Origin of the sequence: Pseudomonas syringae, assembly GCF_021606685.1 — a bacterium.
Lineage (GTDB): Bacteria > Pseudomonadota > Gammaproteobacteria > Pseudomonadales > Pseudomonadaceae > Aquipseudomonas > Aquipseudomonas syringae_R.
In genome coordinates, this window is sequence record NZ_WKCB01000002.1 from 32672 (window position 1) to 45671 (window position 13000).

Here is a 13000-nt window from a genome sequence, read left to right on the forward strand (position 1 = left end):
ACAATAATAAAGGGGCACACCAACGTGACCACGCCAGACCAAGGCTTTGCCGAAATCACCCATCGCGAACTGGGCCTCAGGCGCCAGCTCACCAGCGGCCAGATGAGCATGATCGCCATCGGTGGCGCCATCGGCACCGGGCTGTTCATGGGCAGCGCCTACGCCATCGGCTATGCCGGGCCGAGTGTGCTGGTGAGCTACGCCATCGGCGCATTGATTACCTTGCTGCTGATGGGCTGCCTGGCGGAGATGACGGTGGCGCATTCCACCTCCGGCTCCTTCGGTGCCTACGCCGAGTTCTACATCAGCCCGCTGGCCGGGTTCCTGGTGCGCTATGCCTACTGGGCGGCGATTGTGCTGGCGGTGGGCGCCGAGGTCACGGCGGTGGCGATGTACATGAAGTACTGGTTCGCCAACGTGCCGGAATGGGTGTGGATCGTGTCGTTTTCCAGCGTGCTGATCCTGCTCAATGCGATCAGCGTGAAGACCTTCGGCAATTTCGAATACTGGTTCTCCACCATCAAGATCAGCGCCATCGTCGGCTTCATCCTCCTCGCGGTGTACGTGGTGTTCGGCTCCGGCAACCCGGACTACGGCGTGCAGAACTACACGGCCCATGGCGGCTTTTTCCCGCATGGGCTGAGCGGGATGTGGATCGCGGTAATCGTGTCGATCTTCAGCTATTTGAGCGTGGAAATGATCGCCGTGGCGGCCGGTGAAGCAGCTGACCCGGAGCAGGCGGTGAAGAAGGCCTTTCGCGCGACCATCGTACGGCTGGTGGTGTTTTACCTGCTGACTCTGGCGCTGATGCTGGCCATCGTGCCGTGGAACCAGGCCGGCCAGGCCCAGAGCCCGTTTGTCACGGTGATGCAGACCCTCGGTATTCCTGGCGCCACCGGGGTGATGAACTTTGTGATCCTGATCGCCGCGTTGTCGGCGATGAACAGCCAGCTCTATATCACCACGCGCATGATGTTCAGCTTGTCCCGCGCCGGTTTTGCGCCCAAGTCCATGGGCGCCTTGAGCAAGAGCGGCATCCCGCTGAACGCCTTGCTGCTGTCCAGCTCGGGCATTGCCCTGGCGACGTTGCTTAACGTCGTGTACCCGGAAAGCTCGTTCACCCTGATGATGGCGATCTCGATGTTTGGCGCGATTTTCACCTGGTTCATGATCTTTCTCACGCACCTGTTTTTCCGTCGCTACCGCAAGCGCCATGGTGGGGCGAAGCTGTCTTTTGAGTTGCGCCTGTTTCCCTACAGCACTTTGCTTGGCCTGGTGCTGATGGGCGCGGTGATGGTCACCACGTATTTCACCGACGCATTCAAGATGACCCTGGTGTTTGGCGTGCCGTTCCTGGTGATTCTGTCGGCGGTGTATTACGGGTTCTTCAGGGGCAGGGCCAGGGCGTCGAACAAGGCCTTGGCGTAGCCAGGCAGGTGTTCGAACGAGCGCGCGCATAACAGCAGCTTGCGGCAGGCCCAATCCTCTTGCAGTGGGTGGGCCTTGACGTTGGGTCGCGCTGGCCCGCGCGCCAACGCAGCCTGGGGCACGATGCCCAGGCCGGCGCCGCGGGCGACCATGCGGATCACCCCATCAAAGCCCTCGGCGCGGATGCGCGTTTGCAAGCGAAAGCCCGCGTGCAGCGCCTGTTCCTCCAGGTACACCGAGAGTGCGCTGTTGGCGGTCAGACCCACGTAGTCGTATTGCAGGCTGTCGATAAAACTCGCCGTGGTCAGTGGATGGTCGAGGGGCATGATCAGCACCAGCGGGTCATCGCGAAACGCCAGGGTCTGCAGGCCGTGGGTGTCTACCGCGTCGGAAATGATCCCGAGGTCTGCCGTGCCTTGGCGCAGGGCCTGAGTGATGCGCAGGCTGGGCAGTTCCTGCAGGTCGATATCGAGGTTGGGATGCTCGCGCAAAAAATCCGCCAGCAGCTCCGGCAGGTATTCGCTGAGCGCCGTGGTGTTGCACAGCAGGCGCACCTGGCCTTTGACGCCGTTGGCGTATTCGGCCAGGTCCTGTTGCAGGTGCTCGGCCTGTTGCAGCAATAGGCGTGCGTGGCGGGCCAGGGCTTTGCCGGCTGGGGTTGGCGTGACGCCTCGGCGGCCGCGTTCGAGAAACTCAATGCCCAGCGACGCTTCCATCGCTCGGATGCGCGCACTGGCGGCGGCCAGGGATAAATGGCTGCGCGCCGCACCGGCGGTGATGTTGCCGGTGTCGAGGATATGCAGGTAGAGGTGCAGATCGATCAGGTCAAAGTGCATGGCTGGAGCTCTTCGGTAACTGGACTGGCGCCATCGGGGGCAAGCCCCCTCCCACATTTGGATGTATTCACAGTACAGAGTGTGGGAGGGGGCTTGCCCCCGATGACGGCATCAGCCTCACATAAAACAAGAGGCTGCCTCAGTATATGGCGAATTTCCGACGCTATCGAAAACCTCCACAATTCCCCCATGAATACCTTCCTAGCGTTCTACCAAAACCTCGGCCTCACCTTGACCCTGCTGGTGATTGGCACCTTTCTGCTGGCGGGCACCGTCAAGGGCGTGATCGGCCTGGGCCTGCCCACCGTCGCCATGGGCATGCTCGGCCTGGCTATGCTGCCGACACAGGCTGCGGCGTTGCTGATCATCCCGTCGACCGTTACCAACCTCTGCCAACTGGCGTTCGGCGGTCATCTGAGCGCGTTGCTCAAGCGCCTGTGGCCAATGCTGCTGCTGATTTTTCTCGGCACCGGGCTCGGCACGGTGTGGCTGGGCATGGACGGCGGCCACTGGGTGGTGCGCGCACTGGGCGGCGCCTTGTTGGTGTATGCGTTGAGCGGGCTATTCCTGCCAACGTTCAAGGTGAAGCCTCAGACCGAGCGCTGGTTGGGCCCGTTATGTGGGCTGATCACAGGGGTTATCACCTCGGCCACGGGCGTATTTGTGATTCCGGCGGTGCCTTATCTGCAGGCACTGGGTCTGAACCGCGACCCATTGGTGCAGGCATTGGGGCTGTCGTTCACCGTGTCCACCCTGGCGCTGGCCGCCGGGCTGGCCTGGCGCGGCACGCTGGGTGGCGGCGAAGTCAGTGCCTCCTTGCTGGCCCTGGTGCCCGCGCTGCTGGGGATGTGGCTGGGCCAAGTGCTGCGCCGGCGCATCAGTGCGGTGCTGTTCAAACGGGTGTTTTTTGTCGGCATGGCACTGTTGGGTGGGCACTTGTTGATCAGCGGATAAATCACGAGTGAGCTAGGTATTCGTGCATTTTGGTCAAATGTATTTTGCCGCGCCGCGGCTTATTCACAGGGGGCCAAGTCGCTAGTCTGCGGTCAGACATTTTTAACCCTCTGGATCACTCCCATGAAAAAAGTCCTCCTGCTCAATGGCGGCAAGAAATTCGCGCATTCCGACGGTCGCTACAACGCCACCCTGCATGACGCCGCCGTCGCCGTGCTGGACCGTGGCGGCATCGACGTCAAAGTCACCCAGATCGACGAAGGCTACGACGTGGCCGCAGAGGTGGCCAAATTCCTCTGGGCCGACGTGATCATCTACCAGATGCCCGGCTGGTGGATGGGGGCGCCGTGGATCGTCAAGAAGTACATCGACGAAGTCTTCACCGAAGGCCACGGCAGCCTGTACGCCAGCGACGGTCGCACGCGCTCCGATGCGTCGCAGAAATACGGCAGCGGCGGCCTGGTGCAGGGCAAGCAATACATGCTCTCGCTGACCTGGAACGCGCCCCAGCAAGCGTTCGACGACCCGGCTGACTTCTTTGAAGCCAAGGGCGTGGACGCGGTGTACTTCCCGTTCCACAAGGCCAATGAGTTCCTCGGCATGACCCGCCTGCCGACGTTCCTGTGCGTGGACGTGATGAAACGCCCGGCCATCGAAGCGGACGTGGCGCGCTACGAGCAGCATCTGGCGCAGGTGTTCAACCTCTCGGTGTAAGCTGGCAGCAACCGATAAAGAGGACAGCCTGTGAAAGCCCGATCCGATGAGCTACAGATCTTCGTCAGCGTGATTGAGTGCGGCTCGATTTCCGCAGCGGCGGAGCAGGTCGGGCAAACGCCGTCGGCGGTCAGCCGCACCTTGTCGCGTCTGGAAGCCAAGCTCGACACCACCCTGATCAACCGCACCACGCGGCGCATGGACCTGACCGAGGAGGGCAAGTACTTTTTCGAACAGGCCAAGGTGATCCTGGCGCAGATGGATGAGCTGGAAGAGCGCCTGTCGTCGCGCCAGCAAAAACCCGCCGGGCGGCTGCGCATCAATGCCGCCGTGCCGTTTATGTTGCATGGGATCGTGCCGTACATCGCCGAGTTTCGCAGCCTCTACCCGGATATCCAGCTGGAGCTGAACAGTGATGACCTGATCATCGACCTGCTGGAGCAGAGCACCGATATCGCGATTCGCATCGGCGCCCTGGCCGACTCGACCCTGCATGCCCGTTCCCTGGGTTGCACCCCGCTGCATATTCTTGCCAGCCCCGGTTACCTCAAGCAGCACGGCACGCCGGCCACGGTCGCCGCGTTGGCCGAGCATACATTGCTCGGTTTCACCCAGACCGAAACCCTCAACCACTGGCCGCTGCGCCATGTGGAGGGCGACCGCTGGCTGATCCAGCCCAGCGTGTCGGCTTCCAGTGGCGAAACCGTGCGCCAGCTGGCGCTGGAGGGGCAGGGCATTTGCTGCCTGTCGAACTTCATGACCGTCGATGACATCGAGGCCGGGCGCCTGGTGCCGGTGCTGGAGGCGTTCAACAGTGGTTATCGCCAGCCGATCCATGCGGTGTTCTACCGCAACTCGCAGTTGGCCCTGCGCATTCAGTGCTTCCTGGACTTTATTCAGGCCAAGCTGGCACGGTATGCCTGCTGATTCGTGACTGCTGCGCAAGATTGAATTGGGCCGCAGGGGCTTATTCGACGGGGAGAGGGTCGTGACAATGGGCCCATCACTTACCCAGTCAGGAGAACACTCCATGAACGTATTCGTTACCGGCGCAGCGGGTTTTATCGGCGGTTCCATTGCCACCGGCCTGGTCAAGGCCGGCCACAGCGTTACCGGCCTGGTGCGCAGCGCTGAACAGGCCGCTGAAATGACCGCCCTGGGCATTACCCCCGTGCTCGGCACCCTCGACGACGCAGACGTATTGACCGCACAGGCGTTAAGGTCCGACGCGGTGATCAATGCCGCGAGCAGCGACCACCGTGGCGCCGTCGAAACCTTGCTGGCCGCCTTGAAAGGCTCGAACAAGCCGTTCCTGCACACCAGCGGGTCGAGCATCGTCGGCGATGCATCGGGCGGCAAGGCCAGCGATATCATTTATTACGAAGACAGCCTGCCTGAGCCGACCGTCGACAAGGCGGCACGGGTGGCCATCGACAAGCTGATCCTGGCCGCCGCTACAGCGGGCGTGAATTCGGCGGTGATCTGCAACACCCTGATCTACGGTCACAGCCTGGGCGTGAAGCGCGACAGCGTGCAATTGCCACGCCTGCTCAAGCAGGCGCGCAAAAGCGGGGTTGTGCGCCATGTGGGCAGCGGGCAGAACATCTGGTCCAACGTGCACATTGAAGACGTGGTGGCGCTGTACCTGTTGGCGCTAACCCAGAACGTACCGGGCACTTTCTACTTTGTGGAAAGCGGCGAAGCGGCGTTTATTGACATGACCACGGCCATCGCCGAGGCCCTGAACCTGGGCCAGTCGCAGGATTGGCCATTGGCCGAAGCTGAAGCCGAGTGGGGCTATGAAATGGCCAACTACGGCCTGGGCTCCAACAGCCGAGTGCGCGGCAAGCATGCCCGCGAACTGCTGGGCTGGGCGCCGAAACGCACGTCGGTGGTGGAGTGGATCCGCAACGAAATGGTGTGACACCGACCCTGTGGCGAGCGGGCTTGCCCGCGTTGGGCTGCGCAGCAGCCCCAATAGAAAACACCGCGCTCTTTCAGACAGAACGTGGCGTCTGCGTCCAGGGCCGCTTCGCGCCCCGACGCGGGCAAGCCCGCTCGCCACAGGTTGTTGTGGGGCTTGAAAATCTGGCCCCACCGCTGCAACTCCATACCGTTCAACTCCCTGATAGTGGAGTGGATTCGCAACGAAATGGTGTGACGCCTACCCTGTGGCGAGCGGGCTTGCCCGCGTTGGGCTGCGCAGCAGCCCCAATAGAAAACACCGCGCTCTTTCAGACAGAACGTGGCGTCTGCGTCCAGGGCCGCTTCGCGCCCCAACGCGGGCAAGCCCGCTCGCCACAGGTGGTTGTGGGGCTTAAAAATCTGGCCCCACCGCTGCAACTCCATACCGTTCAACTCCCTGGTAGTGGAGCGGATTCGCAACGAGATGGTGTGACACCTACCCCGTGGCGAGCGGGCTTGCCCGCGTTGGGCTGCGCAGCAGCCCCAATAAAAAACACCGCGCTCTTTCAGACAGAACGTGGCGTCTGCGTCCAGGGCCGCTTCGCGCCCCAACGCGGGCAAGCCCGCTCGCCACACGTTGTTGTGGGGCTTAAAAATCTGGCCCCATCTGCTGCAATTTCGTACCATTCCCCGCCTTATCCCCCGCAATGCCCTGGTACCTCATGAACCTCACCCGTCTGCGCGCCGATGCCCTGGCCGGCCTCACCACGTCTTTCGCGTTGCTGCCCGAATGCATCGCCTTTGCCCTGGTGGCCCACCTCAACCCGCTGATGGGGCTCTACGGCGCCTTTATCATTTGCACCCTCACTGCGTTGTTTGGCGGGCGCCCTGGCATGGTGTCCGGCGCGGCGGGCTCGATGGCGGTGGTGATCGTCGCGCTGGTGGTGCAGCACGGCGTGGAGTACTTGCTGGCCACCGTGCTGCTGGGCGGGCTGATCATGGTCGCGTTCGGCCTGCTGCGCCTGGGCAAGTTGGTGCGCATGGTGCCGCATTCGGTGATGCTGGGGTTCGTCAACGGCTTGGCGATCATCATCGCCCTGGCGCAACTGGAGCATTTCAAAAGCGGCGAAGCCTGGCTCAGCGGCACGCCACTGTACGTGATGACCGGCCTGGTGCTGGTGACCATGGCCATCGTGTACCTGCTGCCGCGCATCACCCGCGCCGTGCCGCCCGCGCTGGTGGCGATCCTCGGCGTGGGCCTGGCGGTGTACCTGCTGGGCCTGCCGACCCGCACCCTGGGCGACATGGCCCACATCGCCGGCGGCCTGCCGAGCTTCGCGCTGCCGCAGATTCCCTGGACCCTGGAAACCTTCACGATCATCGCGCCTTATGCGTTCCTGATGGCGATGGTCGGTTTGCTGGAAACCCTGCTGACCCTCAACCTCACCGACGAAATCACCGAAACCCGTGGCTACCCCGACCGCGAAAGCGTGGCGCTGGGCGCGGCCAACATGGTCTCGGGGCTGTTTGGCGGCATGGGCGGTTGCGCGATGATCGGGCAAACCGTGATCAACCTCAGCTCCGGCGGGCGCGGGCGGTTCTCCGGGGTGTTTGCCGGGGTGATGATCCTGTTGTTCATTCTGTTTCTGTCGCCGCTGATCGAGCGTATTCCGCTGGCGGCGCTGGTGGGCGTGATGTTCGTAGTGTCCCAGCAGACCTTCGCCTGGGCGTCGTTGCGGGTGATCAACAAAGTGCCGCTCAATGACGTGCTGGTGATTATCGCGGTGACGGTGATCACCGTGTTCACCGACCTGGCGACTGCCGTGCTGTGCGGGATCGTGATTGCGGCGCTGAACTTTGCCTGGCAACAGGCCCGCGAGCTGTATGCCGACGAGCATCTGGAAGCCGACGGCAGCAAGCTCTATCGCCTGCACGGCACGCTGTTCTTCGCCTCGACCACGCCGTTCCTGAACCAGTTCGACCCGGCCAACGACCCGGCCCAGGTCACGCTCGATTGCCGTCACCTGAGCTTTGTCGACTATTCAGCGATTGCCGCGCTGATGACCCTGCGCGAGCGTTACAGCAAGGCCGGCAAGCATCTGCGGGTGCTGCATTTGTCCGAGCGTTGCAAGAAACTGCTCAAGCGCGCCAAGGTTCATCACGACTGATTAAGCACCTGTGGCGAGGGAGCTTGCTCCCGTAGGGCTGCGTAGCGGCCCCAAAAATCCTGAGAGCGCTGCGCACCGCAGCGCCAGCCCGGTCCAACGGGGGAAAGCGCCCTCGCCACAGGCGGGTGCCTTCCTGGGTTATGGCCCGACCAGGTCTTCGAGTTCCTGGGCGCGGGTCTGGGTCATGTCCAGCACGCAGCCGGAGCCGTTGACCTGGTCGATGGTGCCGCCAGTGGCCGAGCCTGCGAAGGCGCAGTTAGCGTCGCGGTATTTGATCCACAGGCGCTGCACGTCCTGCAGTTGTTGCTGGCGTGCGCCTTCCTGGGCGGCGAGGGCGGTCTTGTAGGCGCGGTTCAGGCGCTCATCCTGCACCTTGGCTTCCTTGGCGTTGCAACTGACCATGTCGGCGGTGGTGTTGGCGCCGTCCATGCATTTTTTCAGCGCGACGTTATCGGCGGCCGAGGCGGCGCCGCATACGGCCAGAAGCAGGGCGCCAGCGGTGAGGGAGGTGCGAATCATGGTCGATCTTCCTGGGCATGAGTGGATGCGCATTCTATGACTCAACCGCCGCCGGCGAGTTTCCGGCAACCGCTGATCTTCATGTAAGAACACCCCGCGAATTTTCATCGACTGCCGTTGGGCATATCCCAAAGCGACAGCGCTTATCCGTGGGCGAAAATTACTTTCATAACGTTTGAAAAACCACCTCGGGAATGATTTATGAGTTTCACAACCACTTCGACGTGACCCTTTCAGAGGAGTACCGCATGGCCGCATCACCGGGCTTGGGGCTGCTGGCATACGCTGCCATCGCCATCATTGCATTGATCGTGCTGATTGCACGTTACCGACTCAACCCGTTTATCGTCATCACGCTGGTGTCCATCGGCCTGGCGCTGATGGCTGGCATGCCGGCAGATACCATCATGGGCTCTTATGAGGCAGGGGTCGGCAAAACCCTCGGTCACATCGCGCTCGTCGTGGCGCTGGGCACCATGCTCGGCAAGATGATGGCCGAGTCCGGTGGCGCCGAGCAGGTGGCGCGCACGCTGATCAACCGCTTTGGCGAGCGCAATGCGCATTGGGCCATGGTGTGCATCGCGTTTCTGGTCGGGCTGCCGCTGTTTTTCGAGGTCGGTTTTGTATTGCTGGTGCCGATCGCCTTTACGGTGGCGCGGCGCGTGGGCGTGTCGATTCTGATGGTCGGCCTGCCGATGGTCGCAGGCCTGTCGGTGGTGCATGCGTTGGTGCCGCCGCACCCGGCGGCGATGATGGCGGTGCTGGCGTATAACGCGTCGGTCGGGCAAACCGTGCTGTACGCGATTCTGGTCGGCATCCCCACGGCGATCATCGCCGGCCCCTTGTACGCCAAGTTCATCGTGCCGCGCATTCACCTGCCGGCGGAAAACCCGCTGGAACGCCAGTTCATCGACCGCGAGCCGCGTACCCGCCTGCCGAGTTTTGCGCTGACCATGGGCACCATTCTGTTGCCGGTGGTGCTGATGATGATCGGCGGCTGGGCCAACGTGATCTCCACGCCGGGCAGCGGTTTCAATCAGTTCCTGCTGTTTATCGGCAACTCGGTGATCGCGCTGCTGGTGGCGACCCTAGTGAGCTTTTGGACCCTGGGCCTGGCGCAAGGCTTCAATCGCGAGTCGATCCTCAAGTTCACCAATGAATGCCTGGCGCCGACTGCGAGTATCACCTTGCTGGTGGGGGCTGGCGGTGGCCTGAACCGCATCCTGGTGGATGCGGGTGTAACCCATGAAATCCTCGGCCTGGCCCATGCGTTTAACCTGTCGCCGCTGGTGATGGGCTGGTTGTTCGCCGCGCTGATGCGGATCGCCACCGGCTCGGCCACGGTGGCGATGACCACCGCCTCGGGTGTGGTCGCACCGGTGGCGATGGGCCTGGGTTATCCACACCCGGAATTGCTGGTGCTGGCCACCGGTGCGGGCTCGGTGATCTTTTCCCACGTGAATGACGGCGGCTTCTGGCTGATCAAGGAATACTTCAATATGACGGTGATCCAGACCTTCAAGACCTGGACCGTGCTGGAGACGCTGATTTCGGTGGTCGCGTTCGGTCTGACCTACGGTCTGTCCTGTATTTTGTAATCCTGGAGCCCCCATGGACATCCTCTACCAGATCCGCGCCCGCCAGGACTCGTTCAGCGCCGGCGAAGGGCGTATCGCCAGGCTGATGCTCGATGACGTGGGCTTTGCCGCTTCGGCCAGCCTGGAAGCGTTGTCGCAACGCGCGCAGGTGAGCACGGCAACCTTGTCGCGTTTTGCGCGCAGCGTGGGTTGCCGAGACTTGCGCGATCTGCGCCTGCAACTGGCCCAGGCCAGTGGCGTCGGCAGCCGCTTCCTGGACCCGGCGGGCAAGCCTGAACAGTCGGCGTTTCACCGGCAGATTCTGGGCGACATCGAAGCCACGCTGCGCCAGCACCTGTCGGGCTTCAATCAAGCCAGCTTTGTCGATGCGGTGAACCTGTTGCGCAAGGCGCGGATGATCCACGCGTTCGGCATGGGCGGCCCTTCGAGCCTGTGCAGTGACGAGTTGCAAGTGCGTTTGGTGCGCCTGGGTTACCCGATCGCCGCCAGCCATGACCCGGTAATGATGCGCGTCACGGCGGCCACATTGGGGCCGGAGCACGCGCTGATCGTGTGTTCGTTGACCGGCCTCACCCCCGAACTGTTGGACGTGGTTGCGCTCGCCCGTAACTACGATGCGCGCATCGTCGCCATCACCCTGGCCGACTCACCCCTGGCGCAACTGGCGGATGTACTGCTGCCGCTGCAACCGGCCGAAACCAGTTTTATCTACAAACCTACGGCGGCGCGCTACGGCATGCTGCTGGCCATCGACCTGCTGGCCACCGAGCTGGCGCTGGCCCTGCCGGACGACAACCAGGAGCGTCTGCGCCGGATCAAACTGGCCCTCGACGATTATCGCGGCGGCCCCGACAGCCTGCCGCTTGGAGACTGACATGAAGTACGACACGCTGATTCGCCAGGCGCTGATCATTGATGGCAGCAACACCCCGGGCTACGTGGCCGATGTGGGCCTGCGCGACGGGCGCATCGAGACCCTCGGCAACCTGTCGAGCGCGCAGGCCGAGCATGAAGTCGATGGCACGGGCCGCGTGTTGGCGCCGGGCTTTATCGATGTGCACACCCACGATGACACCGTGGTGATCCGTCACCCACAGATGCTGCCCAAACTCAGCCAGGGCGTGACCACGGTGATTGTCGGCAACTGCGGCATCAGCGCGTCGCCGGTGAGCCTGCGCAGCGACCCGCCGGACCCGATGAACCTGTTGGGCAAGCGCGAGGCGTTCACCTACCCCCGCTTCGCCGATTACCGCGCGGCGGTGGAGCAGGCTCAGCCGGCGGTCAACGTCGCGGCGCTGATCGGCCATACGGCGCTGCGCAGCAACCATATGGACGACCTGCACCGCACCGCCACGCTGGGCGAGATCGCCGCCATGCGCGTGCAGTTGCAAGAAAGCCTGGCGGCGGGCGCCCTCGGCTTATCCACCGGCCTGGCCTACGCCAGCGCGTTCAATGCCGACACCGATGAAGTGCTGCAACTGAGTGAAGAATTGACGGCGTACGGCGCGGTATACACCACGCATTTGCGCAGCGAGTTCGAACCGGTGCTGGAGGCGATGGACGAAGCCTTCCTGATCGGCCGGCACGCACAGGCCCCGGTGATTATTTCCCACCTCAAATGTGCCGGCGCCGGTAACTGGGGGCGTAGTCCGCAGCTGTTGGCGTCCTTGGAACGCGCCGCGAAAACCCATCCGGTGGGGTGTGATTGCTACCCCTATGCGGCCAGTTCTTCGACCCTGGACCTCAAGCAAGTCACCGATGCATTTCGCATCACCATCACATGGTCGACGCCGCACCCGCAAATGGGCGGGCGCGACCTGCAGGACATCGCCGCCGAGTGGGAGGTTTCGCTGTTGGATGCAGCGGCTCGCCTGCAACCGGCAGGGGCGGTGTACTACGGAATGGATGAAGCCGATGTGCGGCGCATCCTCGCGCATCCGCTGTCGATGGTGGGCTCGGATGGTTTGCCGGAAGACCCGTTTCCGCATCCGCGTTTGTGGGGCGCGTTTCCTCGGGTGTTGGGGCATTTCAGCCGCGATGTGGGGCTGTTCCCGTTGCACACCGCTGTGCACAAGATGACCGGCTTGTCGGCCGCGCGTTTTGGTTTGGCTGAACGCGGTGAAATTCGCCAAGGGCACTGGGCCGACCTGGTGTTGTTCGACCCTTTGCGGGTGCGCGATGTGGCGGATTTCGAAGCGCCGCAGCGTGCTGCCGAGGGGATTGAGGGGGTGTGGGTCAATGGCGTGCTGAGTTATGGCGATGGGCAGGCCAACGGTCAGCGGTCGGGGCGGTTTCTGCCACGCAGCGGGGATTTGCGGCGCGGCTTTTCAGCTCTATAGTGGGCGCTTTCATACACGGAGCGGTTGGTATGCACTTAGGAAAAGTCATTCCCATTTTGCGGATTTTCGACGAGGGTAAAGCGTTGGAATTCTATGTCGACTTCCTGGGGTTCAAGGTTGATTGGCAGCATCGTTTCGAGTCGAATTTCCCGCTGTACCTGCAAGTGTCGTTGGGCGAGTGCGTGCTGCATTTGACCGAGCACCATGGCGATGCGTCGCCGGGCGCAGCGGTACGGATTCAGGCGCAAGGGGTGGACGCGTATCAGCAGCAATTGCTGGCCAAGGATTACCGCTATGCCAAGCCTGGGGTTGAGGAAACGCCTTGGGGCTCGCGGGAGATGAGCATCAAGGACCCGTTTGGGAATCGAGTGGTGTTTGTCGAGGAAGGCGAGGGCTGAGAGGCAAATCGCAGGCAATAAAAAACCGCCTTGGTAGGGCGGTTTTTTTTGCAGCCCCAGTTAGTGGCTGGGGCGCTAGTTCAAAAGACGCAATCGACCTGCGAGCCGATCGTACCGCCGGCCACGTCATCACGCAAGATT

General features: G+C 62.7%; 12 protein-coding genes. 10 read left to right on the forward strand and 2 right to left on the reverse strand.

The window, feature by feature from the left end; translation table 11 throughout:
- Window positions 1–24: 24 nt before the first annotated feature.
- Window positions 25–1428, forward strand: coding sequence for an amino acid permease (locus GIW02_RS00990; RefSeq protein ID WP_236411976.1), 1404 nt, complete (start codon window positions 25–27; stop codon window positions 1426–1428).
- Here GIW02_RS00990 and GIW02_RS00995 read toward each other — a convergent pair.
- Window positions 1377–2264: a LysR family transcriptional regulator gene (locus GIW02_RS00995; protein ID WP_236411975.1), complete on the reverse strand. Its 888-nt coding sequence runs from the start codon at window positions 2262–2264 to the stop codon at window positions 1377–1379. The genes GIW02_RS00990 and GIW02_RS00995 overlap by 52 nt on opposite strands.
- Window positions 2265–2453: 189 nt before the next feature.
- Here GIW02_RS00995 and GIW02_RS01000 point away from each other — a divergent pair, with 189 nt between their 5' ends.
- The 5 genes from GIW02_RS01000 (at window position 2454) to GIW02_RS01020 (ending at window position 8005) form a co-directional block, all read left to right on the forward strand.
- Window positions 2454–3218 (forward strand): sulfite exporter TauE/SafE family protein, encoded by a 765-nt coding sequence (locus GIW02_RS01000; protein WP_236411974.1) that lies wholly within the window; start codon window positions 2454–2456, stop codon window positions 3216–3218.
- A 123-nt stretch (window positions 3219–3341) separates the two neighbouring features.
- A complete protein-coding gene (locus tag GIW02_RS01005; RefSeq protein WP_236411973.1) occupies window positions 3342–3932 on the forward strand; it encodes an NAD(P)H-dependent oxidoreductase in 591 nt (196 codons plus the stop codon).
- A gap of 30 nt (window positions 3933–3962) precedes the next feature.
- Window positions 3963–4859, forward strand: a complete 897-nt coding sequence (locus tag GIW02_RS01010) for a LysR family transcriptional regulator (protein ID WP_236411972.1) — start codon at window positions 3963–3965, stop codon at window positions 4857–4859.
- Window positions 4860–4962: 103 nt separating this feature from the next.
- Window positions 4963–5856 (forward strand): NAD-dependent epimerase/dehydratase family protein, encoded by an 894-nt coding sequence (locus GIW02_RS01015; protein WP_236411971.1) that lies wholly within the window; start codon window positions 4963–4965, stop codon window positions 5854–5856.
- Window positions 5857–6559: 703 nt separating this feature from the next.
- Complete coding sequence (locus tag GIW02_RS01020; RefSeq protein WP_236413457.1) at window positions 6560–8005, forward strand: SulP family inorganic anion transporter; 1446 nt, start codon at window positions 6560–6562, stop codon at window positions 8003–8005.
- A 138-nt stretch (window positions 8006–8143) separates the two neighbouring features.
- Here GIW02_RS01020 and GIW02_RS01025 read toward each other — a convergent pair whose 3' ends face one another.
- Window positions 8144–8524: a lysozyme inhibitor LprI family protein gene (locus tag GIW02_RS01025; RefSeq protein WP_236413459.1), complete on the reverse strand. Its 381-nt coding sequence runs from the start codon at window positions 8522–8524 to the stop codon at window positions 8144–8146.
- A gap of 194 nt (window positions 8525–8718) precedes the next feature.
- Here GIW02_RS01025 and GIW02_RS01030 point away from each other — a divergent pair, with 194 nt between their 5' ends.
- The 4 genes from GIW02_RS01030 to GIW02_RS01045 are packed head-to-tail and all read left to right on the forward strand — an operon-like array spanning window position 8719 to window position 12859.
- Complete coding sequence (locus tag GIW02_RS01030; RefSeq protein ID WP_236413461.1) at window positions 8719–10122, forward strand: GntT/GntP/DsdX family permease; 1404 nt, start codon at window positions 8719–8721, stop codon at window positions 10120–10122.
- A 13-nt stretch (window positions 10123–10135) separates the two neighbouring features.
- Window positions 10136–10996 (forward strand): MurR/RpiR family transcriptional regulator, encoded by an 861-nt coding sequence (locus GIW02_RS01035; RefSeq protein WP_236413463.1) that lies wholly within the window; start codon window positions 10136–10138, stop codon window positions 10994–10996.
- A 1-nt stretch (window position 10997) separates the two neighbouring features.
- Entirely contained in the window at window positions 10998–12461 is a 1464-nt protein-coding gene (locus GIW02_RS01040; RefSeq protein ID WP_236413466.1) for a D-aminoacylase, read from the forward strand.
- A 29-nt stretch (window positions 12462–12490) separates the two neighbouring features.
- Window positions 12491–12859 (forward strand): glyoxalase superfamily protein, encoded by a 369-nt coding sequence (locus tag GIW02_RS01045; protein ID WP_236413467.1) that lies wholly within the window; start codon window positions 12491–12493, stop codon window positions 12857–12859.
- The last annotated feature ends 141 nt before the right edge of the window (window positions 12860–13000 follow it).

Excerpts from the sequence above, each read along its gene's own strand:
- GIW02_RS00995 (WP_236411975.1), bottom strand. The coding sequence starts at position 2,264 with ATGCACTTTGACCTGATCGATCTGCACCTCTACCTGCATATCCTCGAC.
- GIW02_RS01000 (WP_236411974.1), top strand. The coding sequence starts at position 2,454 with ATGAATACCTTCCTAGCGTTCTACCAAAACCTCGGCCTCACCTTGACC.
- GIW02_RS01005 (WP_236411973.1), top strand. The coding sequence starts at position 3,342 with ATGAAAAAAGTCCTCCTGCTCAATGGCGGCAAGAAATTCGCGCATTCC.
- GIW02_RS01015 (WP_236411971.1), top strand. The coding sequence starts at position 4,963 with ATGAACGTATTCGTTACCGGCGCAGCGGGTTTTATCGGCGGTTCCATT.
- GIW02_RS01020 (WP_236413457.1), top strand. The coding sequence starts at position 6,560 with ATGAACCTCACCCGTCTGCGCGCCGATGCCCTGGCCGGCCTCACCACG.
- GIW02_RS01025 (WP_236413459.1), bottom strand. The coding sequence starts at position 8,524 with ATGATTCGCACCTCCCTCACCGCTGGCGCCCTGCTTCTGGCCGTATGC.
- GIW02_RS01030 (WP_236413461.1), top strand. The coding sequence starts at position 8,719 with ATGATTTATGAGTTTCACAACCACTTCGACGTGACCCTTTCAGAGGAG.
- GIW02_RS01035 (WP_236413463.1), top strand. The coding sequence starts at position 10,136 with ATGGACATCCTCTACCAGATCCGCGCCCGCCAGGACTCGTTCAGCGCC.
- GIW02_RS01040 (WP_236413466.1), top strand. The coding sequence starts at position 10,998 with ATGAAGTACGACACGCTGATTCGCCAGGCGCTGATCATTGATGGCAGC.
- GIW02_RS01045 (WP_236413467.1), top strand. The coding sequence starts at position 12,491 with ATGCACTTAGGAAAAGTCATTCCCATTTTGCGGATTTTCGACGAGGGT.